We start from the raw sequence: 19517 nt of genomic DNA, 5'->3' as shown, positions 1-19517 counted from the left end.
GGCATGCCATGAACCATCACGATAAGCCGTTAACCTTGCTGGGCGATCTTACCGCCGCAGACTTTCTGGCCAATTATTGGCAGCAAAAGCCGCTGCTGATCCGTGGCGCAATGCCAGACTTTATCAGCCCGATTGAAGCCGATGAGCTGGCCGGGCTCGCCTGTGAACCTGGCGTTGAAGCGCGTTTGGTCGAAGAAGAGGGCCCGGATGGCCCTTGGCAGGTCTCCCACGGCCCCTTTGATGAGGCCACCTTTGAGCGCCTTCCAGAACAGAACTGGAGCCTTTTAGTGCAAGCCGTTGACCACTACGTTCCATCGGTGGCGGCGCTACTGGACGAATTTGACTTCCTGCCGCGCTGGCGGCTCGATGACGTCATGATCAGCTACGCGCCCCCTGGCGGCAATGTAGGCGCACATATCGATCAATACGATGTGTTTTTACTCCAAGCCAGCGGCCATCGTCGCTGGCAGTTGGGCGGTAAGCTCACCGAAGATGCACCGATCATCCAAGGCATCGATCTGCGCATTCTGAAAGAGTTCACCGTAGAGCCGGACTCAGACTGGGTGCTTGACCCCGGTGACATGCTCTATCTCCCTCCCGGCTGGGCGCATCACGGCGTTAGCCAGAGCGATGACTGCATGACCATCTCGGTTGGTTTTCGTGCCCCTTCTGCCGATGAGGCGATCACCTCCTACGCCGACTATTTGGGCGAGCAGTTGCCTGCATCACAGCGTTACAGCGATGCGGGCATGGCGCCTGCGCAGCAGGTAGGTGAGCTGGATGACGCCGCCGTTGAGCGTATGCGCCAGCTGATTATGTCGACGCTGGATAACCCGACCCAAGTTGCCCAGTGGTTTGGCCGGGTAATGACCCAGCCAAAATATGTCGATCAAGTGGTACCGCTAGAAACGCCGATGGACGAAGCGGCGCTTGTTGCTCAACTACAAGATGGCGATCCGCTCTATCATATGCCCGGTTCACGCTTTGCGTGGCGGCACGACGCCAGCGGCACCACACTGTTTGTCGATGGTGACGGTCACGCCTGCTCGACTGAACTAGCCAAGCGACTTGCCGACACCACACCACTCTATGCCGAAGACCTTGAGCTTGACGGCGCCGCTACGCTCATCACGCAGCTGGTCAATACCGGCAGCCTTGGCTTTATGAGCGATGAAGGTGAGGACGACGAGGAGTATTGATGGCCATCACCCACATCAGTACCGGCGACTGGGAGACACTGGGCCAAGCTGCCAGCGAAATCCGGCGCAAGGTATTTATTGAAGAGCAAAACGTGCCTCAGGATGAAGAGTGGGATGGCTTAGACCCTGGATGCCAGCACTTTCTGGCGCTCCTCGATGGGCAGCCGGTAGGCACCGCACGCCTACTGCCCGACGCACATATTGGCCGTGTCGCGGTACTTATTGAGGCTCGCGGCACCGGCATTGGAGTACTACTAATGCAGGCCGCGATTGAAGCGGCTCGCCATGCAGGCCACTCCGCGGTGGCCCTCAGCGCTCAGGTTCACGCACTGGCATTTTATGAGCAACTAGGCTTCATCGCCCACGGCGATGAGTTTATGGATGCCGGCATTCCTCACCGAGAGATGACGTTATCACTTACCTAGCCAACCATTTTGACCAATCTCTAGCACTGCCTCGGCAGTGCTTTTTTATGCCTTTCTGACGAAAAACCACTACACAAACCCACCGCTTTCCCACCCCACTGTAGTCGGGTTACAACGCCCTATGCCTCCAAGTGTCAATTGTTGAATGCACCATCCTCGTGGATAGTTATTGCATTGCAGCGTTTAGGCGATGTGGTTAAGACTTCAAGCCCGCAACGCTGTATCAGATGTCTCTAGCACTGATGCCTCTAGTAACCAAGACAATGGGCTTAGAGACGATTGACTTAGAGACGATTGGCTTAAAGACAGAAACGCAAAATTCAATGATGCTGAATACAACTTCGCAGGTGCAGCATAAGAAAATGCTGATTTGCGGATCATCACTAGCATTCAAGAACTGCTATCACGACCAAAGAGGGTAAGCTCATGTCAGGACTGCTCGACGATATCAAAGCCATGGCCCAACTACGCGAAGCACAAGGCGGCAAATGGGAAGCTATCAAACCTGAGTACGCCGCCCGCATGCGTGCCCAAAATCGCTTTCACACCGGCCTAGACATTGCTCGCTACACTGCCAAAATCATGCGTGAAGATATGGCCGCCTACGATGCTGATACCGCACAGTACACCCAGTCCCTGGGTTGCTGGCATGGGTTTATTGGCCAGCAGAAGCTTATCTCGATCAAAAAGCACTTTGGCACTACCAAGCGCAGCTACCTCTACCTGTCTGGTTGGATGGTAGCCGCTCTGCGCTCCGAGTTCGGCCCGCTGCCCGACCAGTCAATGCACGAAAAAACCTCCGTCGCGGATCTAATCGAAGAGCTCTACACCTTCTTAAAGCAAGCCGATGCCTGGGAACTTAACCACCTGTTCCGTGACCTGGATGAAGCTAAAGAGGCTGGCAACAGAGGCAAAGAGCAGGAACTGATCAGCAAAATCGATAACTACGAGACTCATATCGTCCCCATCATTGCCGATATCGACGCTGGCTTCGGTAACGCAGAAGCCACTTACCTGCTAGCCAAGAAGTTTATTCAAGCGGGTGCTTGCTGTATCCAGTTGGAAAACCAAGTCTCTGATGAGAAGCAGTGCGGTCACCAAGACGGCAAAGTTACCGTGCCCCATGAGGACTTCCTGGCCAAAATTAACGCCGTGCGTTACGCCTTTTTGGAACTCGGCATTGAAGATGGCGTTATTGTGGCGCGTACCGACTCACTCGGCGCAGGTTTGACGCAAAAAATTGCCGTCACCAATGAACCCGGTGACTTAGGCGATCAGTACAACAGCTTCCTGGATGGCGATGTCATTGAGAACGCTGCTGACATCAACAACGGTGACGTCGTCATCAAACAGAACGGCAAGCTGGTGAAACCCAAGCGTCTCGCCTCGGGCCTCTACCAGTTCAAACCCGGCACCGGCGAAGATCGCGTTATTCTTGACTGCATCACCAGCCTGCAAAACGGTGCTGATCTGCTGTGGATCGAAACCGAGAAGCCCCACGTTGGCCAGATCGCCAGCATGGTTAACCGGATTCGCGAGGTCGTGCCGGACGCCAAGCTGGTCTACAACAACTCACCGTCGTTCAACTGGACACTCAACTTCCGCCAGCAGGTGTTCGATGCATGGCAGGAAGAGGGTAAAGACGTTTCTGCCTACCAGCGTGACAAGCTAATGAGCGCCGAGTACGACGAAACCGAGCTTGGGCAGCTGGCCGATGAGTGGACACGCAATTTCCAGCGCGACTCGTCTCGCGAAGCGGGAATCTTCCACCACTTGATCACACTGCCGACTTACCACACAGCCGCCCTGTCCACCGACAACTTAGCGAAAGGCTACTTCGGCGACGAAGGCATGCTGGCTTACGTAAAAGGCGTACAGCGCCAGGAAATTCGTCAGGGAATCGCCACCGTACGTCACCAGGATATGGCCGGCTCCAATATCGGTGATGACCACAAAGAGTTCTTCCACGGCGATGCAGCACTTAAAGCGGGCGGCAAAGACAACACCATGAATCAGTTCGGTTAATTCATAGGCAATACGATTCACTTCATTACCTAACCGTAACAACAGGAGGCCATTTGGCCTCCTGTTTTTGATTGGCTACCGGTATTTGCACACTGTTTTCTTAATACACTGTTAGACTCTCGATTAAGCTATTTCCTGGCGATGGCTTTATCAGCTTTGATCTTTTTAAACGATCGCTGGTCAAACGCGTCAGCATCGGCTATCTTTAACGAACACTGTTCTATAACTGCCATCCACCCTTTGTCTGCTCTATCGATGACAGATATATTGGTAACAGTCACATGGATGGCAGCTATCAAAATAGACACCCTGGAGGTTTGTAATGAAACGTCTTCTTCTCCCTATTGCCGCACTGAGTATTCTCACGCTCGCTGGCTGCGCCAACACATCAGGCTACTCTGGCGATGTCTACAGTGGTAACCAGGCTAAAACAAGCCAAAGCGTCACTTATGGCACTATCGTGGCGGTTCGCCCGGTGCAGATTCAAGCAGAAAGCCGAGCAGGCGGTCTTTTAGGTAGCGGTGGCGGTGCGATTATTGGTGGCCTTTTAGGCAACCAAGTAGGTGGCGGCTCAGGTCGTCAATTGGCGACAGTGGCAGGCGCCCTGGGCGGCGCGGTGGCAGGTACGGCCGCTGAAGATGCGACCAATCGCGTCAATGCACTGGAAATGGAAATTCGTCGTGATGACGGCTCTGATATTGTTGTTGTTCAGCGTGCAGACCGCCAATTCCAGGCTGGCCAGCGTGTTCGCCTAATCGGCAGTGGTGCTAACCTGAGCGTGGCACCCTATTAAGCAGCATTGATAGTCGAAAGCGGTTAAGTATAAAAAAGCCCGGTCATCAAATGAAGATGACCGGGCTTTTTAACTGCAATCAGCTTAACGGTGAGTCTTATTACCTGCCCAACTCGCCAGTGCCATGATGGCCCAGCCAATAAGGGCAAGCAGGATAACGACCAGCAGCATCTCAACCGGTTGCACCAGGGTGGTGGCTCCAAGCACTGCCAGCGTAATCACCCATAGATAGCGGTTGTCGCCATGGCTTTTCAAAAAACCGGGCAACACCTTATCTAACCCCTCGCTAACGCCGCTATTCCAGCGCTGATACGCAAAATAAGCAATCAGGCAAAAAGCGATAAGCCAAATAATCAAGATCGTCATTACATGCTCCAAAAGTGATAGGGCAAAGGAAAAAGTGATGGTCGTAGGGTATCCCTGGTCACCCTGGCGCGCAATACCGCCGAAAGTGGTGAGTAGGAAAAAGCACCGCTACCCCCCTGACAAGCCAGCCCACACGCGTTACCATATTGGGACATGCACTCACCGAAAGGTTATTCCATGCAAATTGCGCAAAACTCGGTTGTCGCGTTTCACTACACCCTGACCAACGATGCAGGTGAAGTGCTAGACAGTTCCGAAGGCCGTGAGCCGCTTACCTACCTCCATGGCGCCGGCAATATCATTCCGGGCCTTGAGAAAGAGCTGGAAGGTCGTGCTGCGGGCGATAAGCTGAACGTCGCAGTATCGCCTGAAGAAGGTTACGGCGAGCTGCAAGAGCAGCTAATGCAAGAAGTACCGCGCGATGCGTTCCAAGGCGTTGAAAGCATTGAGCCGGGTATGCAGTTCCAAGCCCAGACTCAAGGCGGCCCTCTAATGGTTACCGTCAAGAAAGTCGAAGGCGATACGGTCGTTGTCGATGGCAACCACCCGCTGGCTGGTCAGCAGCTCAACTTTGATGTTGAGATCGCTGAAGTACGTGAAGCGAGTGCTGAAGAAGTTGAGCACGGCCACGTGCACGGCGAAGGCGGCGTTGAGCACTAAGCCGCTCTCGCTACCGATCAGAAAAGGTGACCTTCGGGTCACCTTTTTTTGTGGCTACCGGAAAGTGAGCTTATTCATCGGGTATCAGCACTAGCTGCCCGTGGCGTACGCTACGCGACGACGTTACTTCGGCGGCAAACTGTTTGAGCGCTCTCCCCTGGCCTTTGAGCAGCGCCACTTCCAGGCAACTGTCGTGGTTAATATGCACATGCAGGGTCGAAAGCGTAAGGTCATGATGGTCGTGGGAGTGGCGAGTTAAGCGCTTGGACAACTCACGGGCGGCATGATCGTAGACATATACCAGCGCCCCCATGCAGGGCGAGTCCGGCGCGGCCTCTTCCCTCACCTGCTTTAAACCACTGCGGGTCAGGTCGCGAATCGCCTCTGAGCGATTCTGATAGCCGCGCTCACGCATTAGCGTATCTACCTCCGCCAGCAGCTCCTCATCAAGCGTAACCGTTACACGCTGCATTCACGCCTCCCCCAATTGATTCACTTTGCAAGTGTCGCCCTTGCCGTTAGTATGATGTTATTGAAAAAAGATCATACCAATGACATCAAGGATAAAGCGATGCCTGGACTACCTCGGCCTATCTTACTGGGTATTACGCTCAGTTGTTTAGTGGCCACGAGCGCCGTGCAGGCAAAAGAGCAGTTGGTGCTCGCCATTGGAGGCGAGCCTGAACAAGGCTTCGACCCACTACTGGGCTGGGGGCAGTACGGTAACCCGCTGTTTCAGTCGACGCTGCTTTCACGGGGTAAGGATCTTTCACCGCAGCCAGAGCTGGCTACAAAGTGGTCGCTCTCTGAAGACCGCCTGACCTGGACACTCACGCTGCGTGACGATGCCCGCTTTGCCGACGGCACGCCGCTGACCGCTGAAGATGTGGCCTATACGTTCAACGCAGCGGCCAAGGCAGGCGGGCGGGCAGACCTAAGCGCCCTGGATCATGCGCAAGCGTTAGATGAGCATACCGTCACGCTTCACCTCCGCACCCCACGCATCACCTTTATTGATCAGCTAATGACGCTGGGTATTGTGCCTAGCGCCGAGCGTACCAATGGCTATAGCGAGCAGTATGGTCGTCAGCCCCTGGGTTCTGGGCCTTATCAACTGGTCGAGTGGCAGGAGGGCGAGCAACTGATTGTTGAACGTAATCGCTACTTTTACGGCCCTAAGCCCCCCTTTGAACGGCTGGTATTTCTGTTTACCGGTGAAGACGCCACGCTAAGTGCTGCTCATGCAGGCCAACTGGATATCGCTTCGGTTCCACCCGCACTGGCGGTCAATGTGCCAGCACACATGCAGCGGGTGATTATGGAGAGCGTCGATAACCGCGGCATTCTGTTCCCCATGCAGCCCGCCAATGGCGACCATGCCACCTCTGGCGCACCCATTGGCAACGACGTAACCGCAGACATTGCCATCCGTCGGGCGATTAACCTTGCCGTTGACCGCGATACGCTGGTGGAGGTGGCCTTACAGGGTTACGGACGCCCCGCCTTTGGCCCAGCGGACGGCCTCCCCTGGAGCAGTAGCGATGAACGGCTTGTCGCACCCGACCTTGCCCAGGCAGAGGCGATACTCGACGCCGCAGGCTGGCGGCTAGGCGACGATGGCCTGCGCTATAAAGAGGGCCTGCCCGCACGCTTTCGGCTTACCTACCCTTCAAGCGATACTACCCGGCAGTTACTTTCAGAAGTGAGCGCCGAGATGGTACGCCCGCTGGGAATTGAGATGCATCCCACCGGCCGCCACTGGGATGAAATCCAGCGCGAAGCGCTGCACCAGGACGCCATTATGTTCGGCTTTGGTAGCCACAGCCCCCAGGAGATCTACTACCTCTTCCACAGCCAGCATGCGGGTAACGGTTTCTACAACAGCGGTTTCTACGCTAATCCTCAGGTAGATGCCCACTTGGATAACGCCCAGGCGGCGGCAAGTATCGAGCAAGCCAACCTCGAATGGCAGGCGGCGCAGTGGGACGGCACCACCGGCTACGGCGTACGCGGCGATAGCAGCTGGGCCTGGCTGGTCAACCTAGAACACGTCTATTTTGCTGACACCTGCTTGGATGTTGGCGAACTGGGCGTGGCGCCCCACGGCCACGGCTGGCCAATCACCGCCAACCTGCTTGAGTGGCACTGGACGTGCGACTGACTGCGTCTATCGCTAAGCGCTTGGGCCGTCTGGCGCTGGTACTCCTCTGCGTCGCCCTGGTGTCTTATGGGCTAATGATGGCCTCACCGGTTGACCCTGTTGATGCCTACCTGGGCCCACAAATGGCCCAGATCAGCCCCGAACAGCGCGCTCTGATTGCCCAGCGCTGGGGGTTCGATCAGCCGCCTGCCGTTCAGTTTGGCCACTGGCTGCGTCAGTTAATCAGCGGGGATTTGGGCTGGAGCCATGTCTATAACCAGCCGGTTAGCGAGGTGATTGGCCAGCGCTTTCAACGCTCCGTTGCGCTACTCGGCAGTGCCTGGCTGCTCTCGGCACTACTGGGATTTAGCCTCGGCATGTTGGCGGGTGCCAAAGAGGGCTCCAAGCTGGATAGCATCATCAGCACCTACGCCTTCATTACCGCCTCCACGCCCGCCTTTTGGCTGGCGATACTTGCAGTACTGCTGTTTTCGGTAACGCTGGGATGGACGCCAACTTGCTGCGCAGGGCCCCCCGGCGCCCTGAATCAGGAGGTCACCTTCGCGACGCGGCTGCACCATCTGCTGCTGCCGGTGGCTACCCTGGCACTGCTGGGCATCGCCAATATCACCCTGCATACCCGCGCCCGCATGCTTGAGCTAATGCGCTCAGAGGTTGCTACCCACGCCTTTGCACAGGGCGCCAGCCGAATAGATGTGGCCTGGCGCCACGGTCTCCGTCACGCCAGTTTACCAGCGGTGACGCTGGCGTTTGCCTCACTGGGTGAGCTATTCGGCGGCTCTATCCTTATTGAGCAGGTATTTGCCTACCCCGGTTTAGGTCAGGCCACAGTGGCAGCGGGGCTGCGAAGTGACGTTCCCCTGTTGCTGGGCATCGCGCTATTTACAGCAGCGTTTGTCAGCGTCGGCAATATGATCGCCGATAGCCTCTACGCCGTTATTGATCCACGCATTCAGCCAGGTGGTTTATGAGTCAGCCTCAGCCGCGCCTGCGCGCCGCCTTCAGCCTGGGCGTCACCGCCCTGCTGGTCGTAGGGCTTGTCGCTAGCCGGTGGCTGCTGGGCGATTTCCCCCAGCAGATGCAGTTTGAGGCCCGGCTGGCTCCGCCAAGCGTTGAACACTGGCTGGGCACCGACGCGCTGGGCCGGGAACTCTGGGCGCGAACCCTTGCCGGGCTTGCGCTAAGCTTCTGGGTAGGCTGCCTGGCCGCGCTCCTGAGCACACTGATTGCGCTGAGTTTGGCAGCCCTGGCCACGCTGTCAGCGCGGTTGGATGCCGTGGTGAGTCTGCTGATTGATACGCTGCTTAGCGTGCCCCACCTGATTTTATTGATGCTAATCGCCTTTGCACTAGGTGGCGGTACCCAGGCAGTCATTATTGCCGTGGCCGTGACCCACTGGCCCAGCCTGGCCCGGGTGCTACGCGCCGAGCTATGGCAACTGCGCCAGGCGCCCTATGTGCGCATCTCCCGTGCGCTGGGTAAGTCGCGCTGGTTTGTGCTCCACGGCCACCTGCTCCCTCATTTATTGCCCCACTGCCTGGTGGGCGCCCTACTGCTGTTCCCCCACGCGATTCTCCACGAAGCCGCGCTGACCTTTTTGGGCTTTGGCTTAAGTCCCAGTCAGCCCGCTATTGGCGTTTTGCTGGCAGATGCCATGCGCTACTTGAGCGGCAGCTATTGGTGGCTGGGGGTATTTCCCGGTTTGGGGCTGTTACTGATGGTGCTGGGTTTCGAGCGCCTCTCCCGCCAGCTACGACGGGCTCTTTAGGAGGTTGCAATGCTCACGATCGACTGTTTAACACTCCAGTTGCCCTACTATGCAGCCGGTTATGCCGCATGGTGGAAGCGTCGCTGGGCTACCTGTCTGGATGCCTTTTCGCTAACGCTCTCCCCCGGCGAGGTGCATGCGGTGGTGGGTGCCTCGGGCGCCGGAAAAAGTTTGTTGGCCTATGCGATCATGGGGTTACTGCCCACACCTGCGCGCTTAAACGGGCAGCTTTACTACCAAGGAAGACCTCTTGATGCATCACGCCAACGCCAGCTTCGCGGCCGGGAGCTGGCGCTGATCCCACAGTCGCTCAGCGCCTTAGACCCGCTGGTGCGTACTCAGCGCCAGGTAGCCTGGGCGGCTCAGCGCGCTGGCCAAGCACCAGCACACGCTTGGCACGCCTCCCAACAAGCCCTCGATCACTATCAGCTAGACGCCCGAGCACAACAGGCCTATGCCCATGAGCTTTCCGGCGGCATGGCCCGGCGCGTGTTGACAGCCATGGCCCATGTCAGCCAAGCAAAGCTAGTGATTGCCGACGAGCCCAGCGTGGGCCTTGACCCTCACCAGCGCCAACGGGTGCTAGATGCACTGCGCGAACTGGCCGACCAGGGTAAAACGGTGATCCTGATTACCCACGACCTGCGCCATGCCCTGCCGATTGCCGACCACGTTACCATTATGCGTGGCGGCAAGCTGATCGAGACCGCGCCCGCCAGCGCCTTTCAGGGTAGCGGCGCCGCTCTTACCAGCGCTTATTCACAGGCCTTGTGGCTGGCGCTACCGGACAACGCATTTGCCACGACCACCCTAAGCCATTGTGAAAAGGAGACGAACGTTGCTTAACGCGCAGCGGGTGAGTTTTCACTTTGCATCCAGGGTACCGCTACTCCAGAACGTTTCATTAACGCTGGGCGCGGGGGAGTGGCTGGGGTTAAGCGGCGACTCGGGGGCGGGTAAATCGACGCTGGGCCAACTGCTGGCGGGCTACCTAGCGCCCCAGGCTGGTAATATCACCCTGGATGGCGAGGCATTACCGAAAAGCGGCGTACAGCCCGTGCAGTGGCTACCGCAATCGCCGGAGCTGGCGGTGAACCCACGCTGGCGGGTAGGTAAGATACTAAATGAAGCCTGGACGCCGTCTGAGGCACAGTGCCAAGCGTTTGGCGTCCAGGCAAAGTGGCTCTCGCGCTTGCCACAATCGTTATCGGGGGGAGAGCTGCAGCGGGTATGCGTGTTGCGAGCGCTCGCGCCAGAAGTACGCTTTCTGGTGGCCGATGAAATCTCCACCATGCTCGACCCAATCACCCAAGTGGAGCTTTGGCAGGCGCTAAAACAGGAGGCGCAATTACGCCAGCTTGGCGTGCTGGTGATTAGCCACGACACCGCCCTACTGGAACGGCTCTGTCCAAAACGCTATCACTTACGCGAAGGTCAATTGACGTGCATCTAGCTAATAGCCTGGCGACGCTCAAAACGCCATAGGCCGAAAGCAATCAGCAGCGTGATACTCAGCAGCAGCCATGAACCAACGCTCACCCCGAACCAACCGGCCCATTGCCAGAACGGCTCCAGCCAGAGGCCGCCCAAACTGGCCCCCATGTAATAAAACACCAAGTAGAGCGCCGAAGCACTGCCACGCGCCCCCTGGGCATAGCGCCCAACCCAGCTGGAGGCCAATGAATGGGCCAAGAAAAAGCCAAAGGCATTAACGGTTAAACCAACAATAATCAGCAGCAGCGAATCCGCTAAAGTAATCGCCGTGCCCAGCATTAAAATCACCACCCCCACCATCATGCACGCTGCGGGAGAAAAGCGCCCGGCCAATCGCCCGGAAATCATCGAACCGAAGGTACCGCCGAGATAGGTCAAAAAAATCAGCCCCAGACCACTCGCGGCAAGTAGGTAAGGCTCGGCGGCCAACCTAAAGGTAATATAGCTGTATTGGTTAATAAAAATCAGGAAGTTAATACCACCCAGACAGTAAGCAGCGAGTAACACCGGGTTGCGCATATGATTGACTAGATCGCTGACTGCTTTGCGCAGTTCAAAGCGCTGGGGAGTAAAGGCACGGCTATTGGGCAACAGGCGCCAAAATACCGCACAGCCGACGAGCGTCATGATGCCGACCGCTAAAAATGCCGCCGTAGGGCCGCCAATTTCAGCCGCCCCGCCGCCGACGATACGCCCACTGATGCCGCCGAGCGAGTTGGCACCAATGTAGAGTCCTACCGCGCTTAACAGCGCAGGCTTCTCAAACTCATCACCCATCCAGGCGATCGCCACCGCCGGCAGCCCGCCCAGCACAAAGCCCTGCACCAGGCGCAGCAGCAACAAACTTTCAAAGGTGGGGGCAAAGGCCAAAGCAATGGAGCATCCGCCGGCCAACAGCAGGGTGATGCGCATAATGCCTTCGCGACCAATGGCATCAGAGAGTGGCCCGAAGACCAGCAGCGCAATGGCTAAAGAGAGGGTCGACACCGACATCAGAAGGCTGACGCCAAGGGTGGAGACAGCGTAAGTCTCCTTTAACCCTGGCAGCAGCGGTTGCGGTGCATAGAGATTAATAAAAACAAGAAATGAGCCGAGGCAAAGCGCCAAGGTGGCGCGCCACCAGGCGCGCGTTTTGGCTTCAATCATGCCATTCCTAGATTAATGACGTCAGGCTACTGGAAAACAGTGCCGCCCAATTGGGCCAGATGCGTTGGCTCCAGCGCCCGCCGTGACTGCCAGTAATAACGCTGCCAGTAACTGTTATCCAAGCTGGAAATAATCACCCCTTTCGAGGTCGAAGCGTGGAGAAAATAGCCATTGCCCACGTAGATGCCCACATGGTTATAGCGACCCGGTGGGCGGAAGAACACCAGATCGCCCGCCTGCAGCTCTTGGCGGTCGATCGGGCGTCCCTCGTGTACTTGGCCACGGGTGGAGCGCGGAAGCTCTAAATTAAAGGTGTCACGGTAAACGTTGCGTACCAGGGCCGAACAGTCGATACCTCTCTCTGAGGTGCCGCCAATTCGGTATGGCGTTCCTGCCCAGCGCTGGTGCTGCGCTAGAAGCGCCTCACGAACGACTGTTGGCGGCGGTACTTGCAAACTGCGCAGATGCGCATCGATGGGATCAACCGGGGACATTTGTGGGTTCGCCCCCATACCCGGCAGCGTCATCGAGAAGTAATTCTCAGGGGCCTGCATATTGCTCTGTCGGGCAGAACCTGCGCAGCCAGCGACCAATGCAACTAAACAACAAACACTTACAACACGGACAGCGGTCACAGCGGGGCGTGGCAACGCAACCATGCGATTAACCTCGTGACATTGATAAGAGGGCGGTATGAAAAAACTCATTTTTCTAGGCTCGACTATAAGCTAGTTATCATATGTTTGGCGAGCATCAATGTAATGTGCGCTGATCACCCGGCAGGGTATCAATATGCAGCGGCGCAAAATGGCGTGGTTTATTGCCTGGAAAATCCAAACTCACCCATGGGCCGGCCAAGATTGGCGCACCGCAGACCCAAGCCACCAGTGCCTGACGAAAACCGGCTAAAAAGCTTTCACGCTCCGGCGTTTCGCCCATAAAAAACGAAAAGCCTGCATACATCCCCATGGCATACTCTTGCCACCCGGCATAGTGATCCGCCGCTAATTGGTAAGCGCGATCCAACACCTTGGCGAAAGCAGTGCTATCCAGCCAGCCTAGTTGCCGCGCGGCAATAGCCAGATCGACCAGTTGGGCAATGTCCCAAGCGGCCATATCCACCTCATTACAGCCATCTTCGTTATCACGCACACGACGTAAACGAAGCAGATGGTGGCGTTCATCTTCAGCACAATCGCCGGATTCAAGAATGGCGATTTCAGCACTTAAACGCTCAATATTGAGGGTATAGGGCGCATAGTTAATCTGATACTCCTGGCGATCCCCCGACTCGAGCATATGGGTCAAAAACTCCTGCATGTCCCCCGCATTGCTCAAATGGTAGTGACTCTCTACCCACTCACGAATCTCGGCGCACTCACGGGCGCTCTCGGGCTGGGGCTCACTCCAGACCGCACTGTTTAGGGGGCCCACCAGCGACATGGCGGTGAAGTGACTCAAGGTGGGGCGACTGCCCGGTTCGCGCCAGGCGTCGTGACGCCAATCCAGCCAGTGAAACAGGCTGCCGGGATCTTCAATGTGCCAAATAATTTCATTCACCAGCGAGGCGTTTTCAGGCTCGGGCAAACAGCTCTCCCAAGCAAACCAAGCTTCTAACAAGCGCTTTGCGTTAGGGTAAAAACGGCACAGGCAGCTTCGCAGTGCGCTGGCGTACTCCATTAACGGCGCACGGTCAAATAAGCCGCTGTCGAGGGACATATGCAAATAGAAGGCGAATTTTTCGGCCATGTGGATCGTTGCCGCATGGCGACTTACTCCCTTTACCATATTGCGCTGCTTAAGCTCTTCCGGCGTCGGTTGGCCAAACCAGCTTTGCGAAGGGGGTAAAACGCCGTGCACTGCGTCAGCCGCTAACTGATTAAGATGATGCGCCTGGGCGGGCAACCAGTAGCGTGCCAGTGCATGAGCACCTTCATCCGCATGCAAGCCAAGTGACTCCTGCAAATAGAGCGCCGCATCGGCACGCTGCTCTTCAGGCAGCGCCGCTGAGGGGTCTATCTGGCGCAACATGGCATCCGGCTCGCGAACGCTGGCTAGCGCCAACAGCCAGTGATGGGGCATATTGCGCCACTGCCGTATGCGCATTTGGGATGCCGTGCGCGTGCCCTCATCCAATAACTCCCCCGGGGGATGTTTCCATGGGCTGTGGATGCTATGCAGCAGCAACTGGTGCCGCTCGCTGGGTGTTTTACCCCGCCGGTCGATGCCATCAAATAGACTCTGCCCGCGCCCGTAGGCATTAAGGACTGCATACCAATCATGGTAGCGGCGACTGATCAAATCAGCGGCGTGCCCGGCTAAATCATCGGCCTCTTCCTGGCTAAGCCAACCACAGCAAGCACCGGCCCAGGCGAGCTCAACAATTCGTAGCCAATCCCACGCCGCCCACTCAAGCGGCTCACCTTGGGTGACAAACTTATTCAGTACCGGCGCATAGGGCGACTCTTCTACCACACTACGCTGCCACTCCATGCGCTGAGCATTGTCCATACTGAGCAATTCGCGTGCTTCGATATCCCAGCGCTGTCGCTCGCCTTGAGCACCTAACCAGAGCATCACGCCAATAAGTGCATCACGATCCTGGACATCCCATACATGGGCAAGCCACTCGGTGGCCTCAGGCCAATCGCTCTGACTGGCAGGATAGACAATAATCGGCCGGAACAGCGCGCAGAGCCGCCAGCTTTGCGCTTCGGGCTGTTGGGGCCAGAGCGAGGCGGGAGGCGGCAGTTCCGCCAGGGCGTTCTCGAGCTCATCCCAGGTAACGCCTTCGCCATCAGTTTCAAGGGTGGCCAGTGCTTGGCAAGCGTCAATAAAGCGGTCATCGGCCCCCACTTCCCAGCCCCGCGCGCCTAACGCACGGCGTAGATCCGCCAGCCAAGCACGTAAATCGCTGTAATCGCTGGTGATGCGGCGAGTCAGATGGTGCGCCCAATGGCGAGCCTGATCAGCGTCTAACCAACCCGCCGCCCCTGCCAGTGCGGCCCACTCAAGCGCGCCTAGCAAACGATCGGCGCTACCTGCGGGCGCCCCCAGCCCGTGAAAGAGCTGCTCGGCCAGCTCGCCTCGATGGGTAATGCCCAGTTGTAGCAGGCGCTGCTCCGCTGCCCCCGCATCGACCGCCAACGGATGAGGAGTAAACGCCCAATCACACAGCACCAGCTGTTGGGCCCACCAGGCATTTAACGCGTCGATCAAGAGGCACCTCGAAAAAGCACAATGACACCAGCACATAGCTGGAACTAAAGCTGCCTAGTGTAACGGAAAGTGGCGCGAACACCGATAGCCTTGGCAACGGTAGGCACAAAACGACACCGCCCGGCACAAGGCCGGGCGGTGTCATGCGGCTAGCGACTCAATCGCTAAGACTGTTTCACTTTACTAATCACCCATAGGAGCACCACCGCACCCACGGTTGCGGTGACTAGCGAGCCGATAAAGCCCCCGGACGACAGGCCGAGAAGGCTGAACAAAAAACCGCCCACGACCGCGCCAACGATACCGACACCGATATTACCCAGGATGCCAAAACCACCGCCGCGCATGATGTTGCCAGCAATCCAACCAGCTAAACCACCAATGATTAACCATGCAATAAAGCCCATATAGTCTCCTTACTATTTTATGACGGGTTTCAACTAGACATTTCAGCTAAGCATTTCAGCTAAGCATTTCAGCTAAGTATTTCAACTACGTATGTTAGTAGGCGTTTTACCTACTAGTCACGCTTGTTCTACCATAGCACACAGCATTAGTGTTCGACGCCTCCGGTATCGATACCTGGCAACTCTTAAAGGAAAATTCATGATCCCCGTCTCGCTCAATCAACTGATTAAAAGCACGCAAGGACAGCAAACGGCTCAGTGGGAAGGCCGCGACGTGGTGCTTTTCAATATGTCCTGGGGCGAGTTGGTGATTAGCCTTCAGGGCGCTCAAGTGCTGCACTTCTGCCCTGCAGGCGATACCGGCTGGTTATGGCTGACGCCTACGCCCCAATCACTGCCAGGCGCCATCCGGGGTGGTATTCCACTCTGCTGGCCGTGGTTCGCCGACGAGCGCTATGCCGACGAGAGCCCCAATCACGACGGCCCCTTTCATGGCCTTGCCCGCCACGCCGACTGGCGATTGGATGCCGTTGATGAGCACGCCGAAGGAATTGAGCTCCACCTCTCTCCAACACAGCCTCTGCATACATTGCTCACCGCGCGTCTAGTGGTGCAAGCCAATGCCCAGCGCTTAAACGTCGAGCTGATTAGCGAAAACATCGGCGAAACGCCGATCAAAACCAGCGGCGCGCTGCACACTTATTTAGCCGTTGCCGATACCCATCAGTGCCGCCTGGAGGGCCTTTCCGGCGCACGCTATCTCGACAAACTGCGCGATTTTGCGGAGAGTGAGCAGCAGGGAACGCTAGCCGTTCAAGGCGCCGTTGACCGCATTTACCACACCAATGAAGCCGTACTGCTCAGTGATGGCGAGCGCACTCTGCGTATCGGCAAGCAGTCTAGCGACTCCACGGTGGTGTGGCACCCCGACCAAGACCTGCCCAGCGACACTCCCACCGAAGTAGCGCGCCACTTTATTTGCGTTGAAGCTGCCAATACGCGCCTGGATCCAGTCTGGCTGGTGCCCGGCGCTCAGCACCTACTGGGAACCACCCTCAGCCGCGGTTAATCTTCGGTTCATCAGCGCTTTGCTATCATGTGCTCAATGGCATTTGAGCTAGGGAGATCCAATGGATCCGCAACAATGGCTAGAAGCTGCCACGCTGGCCTTTAATTTAATCGGTATGGTGGTGTGCTTGGTCGGCCTCACGCTGGCGCAGAAGATGTCCCGCCGCTGGCCAGGCTACACTCTGGCAGGGGTTGGCTTTGTTATCGCCACCCTGCCCATGCTTTCGCAACTGGTATTAATGTTTAGCCAATGAAGGCTAGGAGCCACAAAGGGATCGATAGGATGCGCCAACCGTTAAGTCGCGAACTGAGCAATTTGTTAGAGCGGGGACGAGATCGCCAGTTGCGCCTAGCGGTCACCGGCCTCTCCCAAGCGGGGAAAACCGCGTTTTTAACCTCACTGGTCAACCAGCTGCGCCATGCTGGCGTGGAGGCGCAGCTCGATTTACTGCCCGCCGCCCGGGAAGGTCGCCTGCTCGGCGCCCAGCGGCTTAACCAACCCGACCTGGGCGTGCCACGGTTTCCCTACGACCCCGGCATGGCTGCACTGCGCGATACGCCGCCGCGTTGGCCGGAGCCCACCCGCGGCATTAGCGAGTTACGCTTACAGCTGCGCTACCGTCCTGCGCGCAGCGGTTGGTTAACCCCTGAAATCGCCCACCTGACCCTGGATCTATTCGACTACCCCGGCGAGTGGCTGCTCGATTTACCGCTGTTACAACATGACTTTTACAGCTGGAGTCAGGCGCAGGCGCTACACGAGGGTGAACAGCGCCGCGGCCTGTTTAGCGAATGGTTTGCCGCCGTAGAGCAACTTGACCCCGCTGGTGAAGCGGATGAGGCCCAGCTTGCGGCCCTGGCAGAGGAGTACGCTCAAGGCCTACGCCGCGCCAAGAAAGCGGGCTTTTCCGACCTGCAGCCCGGGCGTTTTTTGCTTCCCGGCGAACTGGAAGGCGCGCCGGTGCTGCAGTTTTTTCCGCTACCGCAGCTTGATGCCTCTCAACTCAACACCTCAAGAGAAACGCTGGAAGCACTGCCCGCCAACAGCCTTTACGCTACCCTGGCAGCGCGCTTTCGCTACTATCAGCAGCAGGTAGTCAAGCCCTTTTACCGCGACCACTTCCGCCGTTTTGACCGCCAGATTGTATTGGTGGATGTGCTTGGCGCGCTCAATGCAGGGCCCGAACGCTTTGAAGATCTTTCCCGTGCGCTTCGTCAGTTAATGCACAGCTTCGATTATGGCCAACGCAGCCTGCTCACGCGCTTGTTTGCACCTAAAATTGACCGCCTGGCGATTGCCGCCACCAAAGCCGACCACGTCACCCCCGATCAACACGGCCACTTGGTGCAGCTGTTAGAGGCCTTGCTGGCAGAGCCTCTCAAAGACCTACGCTTTGCCAATGTGCCGGTTAAAGCGCTCTCGCTGGCAGCGATTCGGGCCACTGAAGCCCGCGAGGTGACCCATGAGGGTAAGCGCTCACCTGCTCTGCGAGGCACCACATTGGAAGGAGAAGAGGTGCTGGTTTACCCCGGCGATGTACCCGCCCGACTTCCCGCTGCCGAGTTCTGGCAGCAGCAGGGCTTCGACTTCCCTGGCTTTCGACCCATGCCAACCACCTCGGAAGCGCTTGATCATATTCGCATGGACGCCGCCATCGACTGGCTGATTGGAGATAAACTGACATGACCACCCCACAGCCACGCCGTCACTTTACCCTGGATGACACACCCGAAGAGGTCGCTGATGCTGAAACACCTCTTCGCCAGCGCGAAGCCTTTACAGGCGCCAGCGAGCACCACCCTCTGGCGCCTCTACCTGAAGATAAAGCGCTACCTGCTGCCAGCTTAGGCGCCCCGCGTAAACGCCGCTGGGGACTTCTGTTTGCCCTGGCAGGGGGCGCTGGGCTTGGCACCGCTGAGCTGGTCACCGGCATTCCTGATGCCATGGCTCAGTCACAGTGGCTCACCATTGCGTGGCAGTTGTTCGGCATCTGCCTGATTGGTTTGGGGGGAGTCTCTCTGCTCAAGGAACTGGGCCGTTTACGACGCCTGAAACGCCACGACAAACTGCGTGGTGACCTTGCCGAATTGCCGCTGCGCTCACCCAAGCAGGCCCAGGCGATGGCCGAGCAGCTAAGACGCCAGCTCAAGCTCGCCGACGATGACCCGCACTGGCTCGCCTTTCAGCGCGCCAGCCAGCCTCACCATAGCGGTGAGGAGATCCAGACCCTACTGCGTTACCACCTGTTGGCACCGCGTGACCGGGAGGCCCAGCGACTGATCACCCGCATGTCCGGTGAAACCGCCATCATGGTCGCCATCAGTCCGCTAACGCTGGTCGATATGGCGCTGGTGGCCTGGAGGAGCTTGGCGATGGTAGATCGGCTCTGCCGCCTGTATGGCCTTGAACTGGGATACGCCAGTCGCCTGCGGCTGTTTCGCAATGTGCTGCACAACATGGCTTTTGCCGGTGCGAGCGAACTGGCTACCGACGCCAGTATGGATATGCTCTCGCTGGATTTGGCTGGGCGTCTCTCGGCACGCGCAGGCCAGGGGCTAGCTACCGGGCTGCTTAGCGCACGCCTGGGGCTACGCGCCCAGCGGCTCTGCCGCCCGGTGCCCTTCACCGCCGATGAGCAGCCCAGGATCGCCGATCTACGCCAAGACCTGTGGCGGCAAATCAAACGGCTCGATAAAGACACGGTGCCGCAAAAGCGCTAATGGAGTAACCAAACACAGCCTGTTTTCGGCTAAAGATGGGATTCAACGCTGTTTATCCTCATGAT

At 57.5% G+C, this 19517-nt stretch carries 20 protein-coding genes; 14 read left to right on the top strand and 6 right to left on the bottom strand.

Going from position 1 to position 19517, the window contains the following annotated elements:
- The first annotated feature begins 8 nt into the window (after nt 1-8).
- From ACFIOZ_RS06500 to ACFIOZ_RS06485, 4 genes are all read left to right on the top strand, one after another.
- Nucleotides 9-1199 carry a JmjC domain-containing protein gene (locus ACFIOZ_RS06500; RefSeq protein WP_386082875.1) on the top strand — a complete coding sequence of 397 codons (1191 nt, stop codon included), beginning with the start codon at nt 9-11 and terminating at the stop codon, nt 1197-1199.
- Nucleotides 1199-1624, top strand: a complete 426-nt coding sequence (locus ACFIOZ_RS06495) for a GNAT family N-acetyltransferase (RefSeq protein WP_386082874.1) — start codon at nt 1199-1201, stop codon at nt 1622-1624. The genes ACFIOZ_RS06500 and ACFIOZ_RS06495 overlap by 1 nt, the downstream gene beginning before the upstream one ends.
- Before the next feature lie 426 nt (nt 1625-2050).
- The gene (locus ACFIOZ_RS06490; RefSeq protein ID WP_386082873.1) at nt 2051-3649 is read left to right on the top strand and encodes an isocitrate lyase; all 1599 of its coding nucleotides are present in this window, start codon (nt 2051-2053) and stop codon (nt 3647-3649) included.
- 322 nt (nt 3650-3971) lie between these two features.
- The gene (locus ACFIOZ_RS06485; RefSeq protein ID WP_386082871.1) at nt 3972-4442 is read left to right on the top strand and encodes a glycine zipper 2TM domain-containing protein; all 471 of its coding nucleotides are present in this window, start codon (nt 3972-3974) and stop codon (nt 4440-4442) included.
- Nucleotides 4443-4526: 84 nt separating this feature from the next.
- Here the strand turns inward: ACFIOZ_RS06485 and ACFIOZ_RS06480 are convergent, their stop codons facing one another.
- Complete coding sequence (locus ACFIOZ_RS06480; protein WP_386082870.1) at nt 4527-4808, bottom strand: hypothetical protein; 282 nt, start codon at nt 4806-4808, stop codon at nt 4527-4529.
- Nucleotides 4809-4985: 177 nt separating this feature from the next.
- On the opposite strand from ACFIOZ_RS06480, the gene ACFIOZ_RS06475 reads away from it, so the two are divergent.
- A complete protein-coding gene (locus ACFIOZ_RS06475; protein WP_007111084.1) occupies nt 4986-5468 on the top strand; it encodes an FKBP-type peptidyl-prolyl cis-trans isomerase in 483 nt (160 codons plus the stop codon).
- A gap of 70 nt (nt 5469-5538) precedes the next feature.
- Here ACFIOZ_RS06475 and nikR read toward each other — a convergent pair whose 3' ends face one another.
- Nucleotides 5539-5940, bottom strand: coding sequence for a nickel-responsive transcriptional regulator NikR (gene nikR / locus ACFIOZ_RS06470; RefSeq protein WP_386082869.1), 402 nt, complete (start codon nt 5938-5940; stop codon nt 5539-5541).
- Nucleotides 5941-6039: 99 nt separating this feature from the next.
- Between nikR and ACFIOZ_RS06465 the strand changes: the two genes are divergently transcribed.
- Genes ACFIOZ_RS06465 through ACFIOZ_RS06445 form a run of 5 tightly spaced genes read left to right on the top strand, consistent with a single transcriptional unit; the run spans nt 6040 to nt 10850 of the window.
- Nucleotides 6040-7629 (top strand): ABC transporter substrate-binding protein, encoded by a 1590-nt coding sequence (locus ACFIOZ_RS06465; RefSeq protein WP_386082868.1) that lies wholly within the window; start codon nt 6040-6042, stop codon nt 7627-7629.
- On the top strand, nt 7620-8600 hold the full coding sequence (locus ACFIOZ_RS06460; RefSeq protein WP_386082867.1) for an ABC transporter permease: 981 nt from the start codon (nt 7620-7622) through the stop codon (nt 8598-8600). Before ACFIOZ_RS06465 ends, ACFIOZ_RS06460 begins: the two co-directional genes overlap by 10 nt.
- Nucleotides 8597-9397 (top strand): ABC transporter permease, encoded by an 801-nt coding sequence (locus ACFIOZ_RS06455; protein ID WP_386082866.1) that lies wholly within the window; start codon nt 8597-8599, stop codon nt 9395-9397. The genes ACFIOZ_RS06460 and ACFIOZ_RS06455 overlap by 4 nt, the downstream gene beginning before the upstream one ends.
- A gap of 9 nt (nt 9398-9406) precedes the next feature.
- Entirely contained in the window at nt 9407-10243 is an 837-nt protein-coding gene (locus tag ACFIOZ_RS06450) for an ATP-binding cassette domain-containing protein (RefSeq protein ID WP_386082865.1), read from the top strand.
- Nucleotides 10236-10850: an ABC transporter ATP-binding protein gene (locus ACFIOZ_RS06445; RefSeq protein WP_386082864.1), complete on the top strand. Its 615-nt coding sequence runs from the start codon at nt 10236-10238 to the stop codon at nt 10848-10850. Before ACFIOZ_RS06450 ends, ACFIOZ_RS06445 begins: the two co-directional genes overlap by 8 nt.
- Here ACFIOZ_RS06445 and ACFIOZ_RS06440 read toward each other — a convergent pair.
- From ACFIOZ_RS06440 to ACFIOZ_RS06425, 4 genes are all read right to left on the bottom strand, one after another.
- Nucleotides 10847-12037, bottom strand: a complete 1191-nt coding sequence (locus ACFIOZ_RS06440; RefSeq protein WP_386082863.1) for an MFS transporter — start codon at nt 12035-12037, stop codon at nt 10847-10849. The two genes, ACFIOZ_RS06445 and ACFIOZ_RS06440, sit on opposite strands and share 4 nt — an antisense overlap.
- Nucleotides 12038-12063: 26 nt before the next feature.
- On the bottom strand, nt 12064-12591 hold the full coding sequence (locus tag ACFIOZ_RS06435; RefSeq protein WP_386082862.1) for a C40 family peptidase: 528 nt from the start codon (nt 12589-12591) through the stop codon (nt 12064-12066).
- Between the two features lie 199 nt (nt 12592-12790).
- Nucleotides 12791-15256 (bottom strand): YbeU/YbeR family protein, encoded by a 2466-nt coding sequence (locus tag ACFIOZ_RS06430; protein ID WP_386082861.1) that lies wholly within the window; start codon nt 15254-15256, stop codon nt 12791-12793.
- A 164-nt stretch (nt 15257-15420) separates the two neighbouring features.
- Nucleotides 15421-15663, bottom strand: a complete 243-nt coding sequence (locus ACFIOZ_RS06425; protein ID WP_386082860.1) for a GlsB/YeaQ/YmgE family stress response membrane protein — start codon at nt 15661-15663, stop codon at nt 15421-15423.
- A 199-nt stretch (nt 15664-15862) separates the two neighbouring features.
- On the opposite strand from ACFIOZ_RS06425, the gene ACFIOZ_RS06420 reads away from it, so the two are divergent.
- The 4 genes from ACFIOZ_RS06420 (at nt 15863) to ACFIOZ_RS06405 (ending at nt 19452) form a co-directional block, all read left to right on the top strand.
- A complete protein-coding gene (locus ACFIOZ_RS06420) occupies nt 15863-16732 on the top strand; it encodes a D-hexose-6-phosphate mutarotase (protein WP_386082859.1) in 870 nt (289 codons plus the stop codon).
- Nucleotides 16733-16793: 61 nt separating this feature from the next.
- Entirely contained in the window at nt 16794-16985 is a 192-nt protein-coding gene (locus ACFIOZ_RS06415) for a hypothetical protein (protein ID WP_386082858.1), read from the top strand.
- Between the two features lie 29 nt (nt 16986-17014).
- The gene (locus tag ACFIOZ_RS06410; protein WP_386082857.1) at nt 17015-18418 is read left to right on the top strand and encodes a YcjX family protein; all 1404 of its coding nucleotides are present in this window, start codon (nt 17015-17017) and stop codon (nt 18416-18418) included.
- Nucleotides 18415-19452: a YcjF family protein gene (locus ACFIOZ_RS06405; RefSeq protein ID WP_386082856.1), complete on the top strand. Its 1038-nt coding sequence runs from the start codon at nt 18415-18417 to the stop codon at nt 19450-19452. Before ACFIOZ_RS06410 ends, ACFIOZ_RS06405 begins: the two co-directional genes overlap by 4 nt.
- Nucleotides 19453-19517: the final 65 nt, after the last annotated feature.

This window comes from Vreelandella sp. F11, from assembly GCF_042466685.1.
Classification (GTDB): Bacteria; Pseudomonadota; Gammaproteobacteria; order Pseudomonadales; family Halomonadaceae; genus Vreelandella.
This window is presented reverse-complemented; position numbering and strand designations above follow the sequence as displayed.

What these genes read in the sequence shown, in the direction of transcription:
- ACFIOZ_RS06415 (WP_386082858.1), top strand. Translation starts at nt 16,794, where the DNA reads ATGGATCCGCAACAATGGCTAGAAGCTGCCACGCTGGCCTTTAATTTA.
- ACFIOZ_RS06420 (WP_386082859.1), top strand. Translation starts at nt 15,863, where the DNA reads ATGATCCCCGTCTCGCTCAATCAACTGATTAAAAGCACGCAAGGACAG.
- ACFIOZ_RS06450 (WP_386082865.1), top strand. Translation starts at nt 9,407, where the DNA reads ATGCTCACGATCGACTGTTTAACACTCCAGTTGCCCTACTATGCAGCC.
- ACFIOZ_RS06485 (WP_386082871.1), top strand. Translation starts at nt 3,972, where the DNA reads ATGAAACGTCTTCTTCTCCCTATTGCCGCACTGAGTATTCTCACGCTC.
- ACFIOZ_RS06435 (WP_386082862.1), bottom strand. Translation starts at nt 12,591, where the DNA reads ATGCAGGCCCCTGAGAATTACTTCTCGATGACGCTGCCGGGTATGGGG.
- nikR (WP_386082869.1), bottom strand. Translation starts at nt 5,940, where the DNA reads ATGCAGCGTGTAACGGTTACGCTTGATGAGGAGCTGCTGGCGGAGGTA.
- ACFIOZ_RS06440 (WP_386082863.1), bottom strand. Translation starts at nt 12,037, where the DNA reads ATGATTGAAGCCAAAACGCGCGCCTGGTGGCGCGCCACCTTGGCGCTT.
- ACFIOZ_RS06495 (WP_386082874.1), top strand. Translation starts at nt 1,199, where the DNA reads ATGGCCATCACCCACATCAGTACCGGCGACTGGGAGACACTGGGCCAA.
- ACFIOZ_RS06425 (WP_386082860.1), bottom strand. Translation starts at nt 15,663, where the DNA reads ATGGGCTTTATTGCATGGTTAATCATTGGTGGTTTAGCTGGTTGGATT.
- ACFIOZ_RS06480 (WP_386082870.1), bottom strand. Translation starts at nt 4,808, where the DNA reads ATGACGATCTTGATTATTTGGCTTATCGCTTTTTGCCTGATTGCTTAT.
- ACFIOZ_RS06500 (WP_386082875.1), top strand. Translation starts at nt 9, where the DNA reads ATGAACCATCACGATAAGCCGTTAACCTTGCTGGGCGATCTTACCGCC.
- ACFIOZ_RS06410 (WP_386082857.1), top strand. Translation starts at nt 17,015, where the DNA reads ATGCGCCAACCGTTAAGTCGCGAACTGAGCAATTTGTTAGAGCGGGGA.
- ACFIOZ_RS06475 (WP_007111084.1), top strand. Translation starts at nt 4,986, where the DNA reads ATGCAAATTGCGCAAAACTCGGTTGTCGCGTTTCACTACACCCTGACC.
- ACFIOZ_RS06490 (WP_386082873.1), top strand. Translation starts at nt 2,051, where the DNA reads ATGTCAGGACTGCTCGACGATATCAAAGCCATGGCCCAACTACGCGAA.
- ACFIOZ_RS06455 (WP_386082866.1), top strand. Translation starts at nt 8,597, where the DNA reads ATGAGTCAGCCTCAGCCGCGCCTGCGCGCCGCCTTCAGCCTGGGCGTC.
- ACFIOZ_RS06405 (WP_386082856.1), top strand. Translation starts at nt 18,415, where the DNA reads ATGACCACCCCACAGCCACGCCGTCACTTTACCCTGGATGACACACCC.
- ACFIOZ_RS06465 (WP_386082868.1), top strand. Translation starts at nt 6,040, where the DNA reads ATGCCTGGACTACCTCGGCCTATCTTACTGGGTATTACGCTCAGTTGT.